Annotated in this window: 1 protein-coding gene; it reads right to left on the minus strand. The window is 65.5% G+C overall.

Annotated elements, in window-relative coordinates:
* Positions 1-533 precede the first annotated feature (533 nt).
* Positions 534-683, minus strand: a complete 150-nt coding sequence (locus C7C46_RS35450; protein ID WP_181442628.1) for a hypothetical protein — start codon at positions 681-683, stop codon at positions 534-536.
* Positions 684-919 lie beyond the last annotated feature (236 nt).

The following is a 919-nucleotide window of genomic DNA, read 5'->3' on the forward strand; positions in this document are numbered from 1 at the left end:
TGGCTCGCCGTGCGCTCCTACCTCGACTCCGCCCGCAAGCACGGCCTGAGCGCCTTCGACGCCATCCACCGCGCCTTCACCGGCAACCTCTGGATGCCACCCATCGCCCTGCCCGCCTGACCAGCGAACATCACACAGCGTCATATATCAGGCGCATTCCTCGTGAATGCATACGTTTTGGTTGCATTCACCCCCGTTCAGAGCCGTCCGAAGCCCGCCGATAGAGACACTCCGCCGCAGGTCAGGACGCCCACGCCCGCCCCCGGACAGCCGGACGAACAGTTGGAAAGCGTGTTGGGGGCAACCCCTCACGAGTTCGAATCTCGTATCCTCCGCCTCGCCCACCAGGGCAAATGAAGGACCCGACCGCACTGCGGCCGGGTCCTTCGTCGTTCCGTAGTTGCAGTTACCGCCGATCCCCAGCCTGGCCGGAGCCTCACCAGCGATTCAGTCGGAGTCATCCGGGTCAGTCAGCTTGCCCAGGATGATCAGCACCGGCGCGGCCTTGCATGCGGTGCCCTCGGGCGGCTACCTCACTCCCTACCCATGAGTTGGGCCAGCAGCGCAACCACCGCAGTCGCTCCCACCATGGCGAACCCGAGGGTCGGCGCACGCACGATGAGAACGACGGCGAGGATGCCTACCAGGAGAAGGACGACGGTGCGAACGCTGAGCTGTTCCATAGGACTTGCCTTCCGTCAGTGACCGGCCTACTGCCGTTGCCACAGCCAGCGTGGGTCAGCGGCAGCTGCCACTGACGGCCCCGGACAGTCCCTGACGACATTGGCCAACCAGGGCCGCGAGCGCGCGGCCTGTGACAGAGTCTGACAATGGCCGGGCCTTCCCCCCGAGTAGTGGACACCTTCGATCGGCCCCGGTGAGGGGTCGGACAGAGGGAGTCTGAAGTTCCCCCCTGATC

Origin of the sequence: Streptomyces tateyamensis (genome assembly GCF_003205575.1) — a bacterium.
In the GTDB taxonomy this organism is placed as follows: domain Bacteria; phylum Actinomycetota; class Actinomycetes; order Streptomycetales; family Streptomycetaceae; genus Kitasatospora; species Kitasatospora tateyamensis.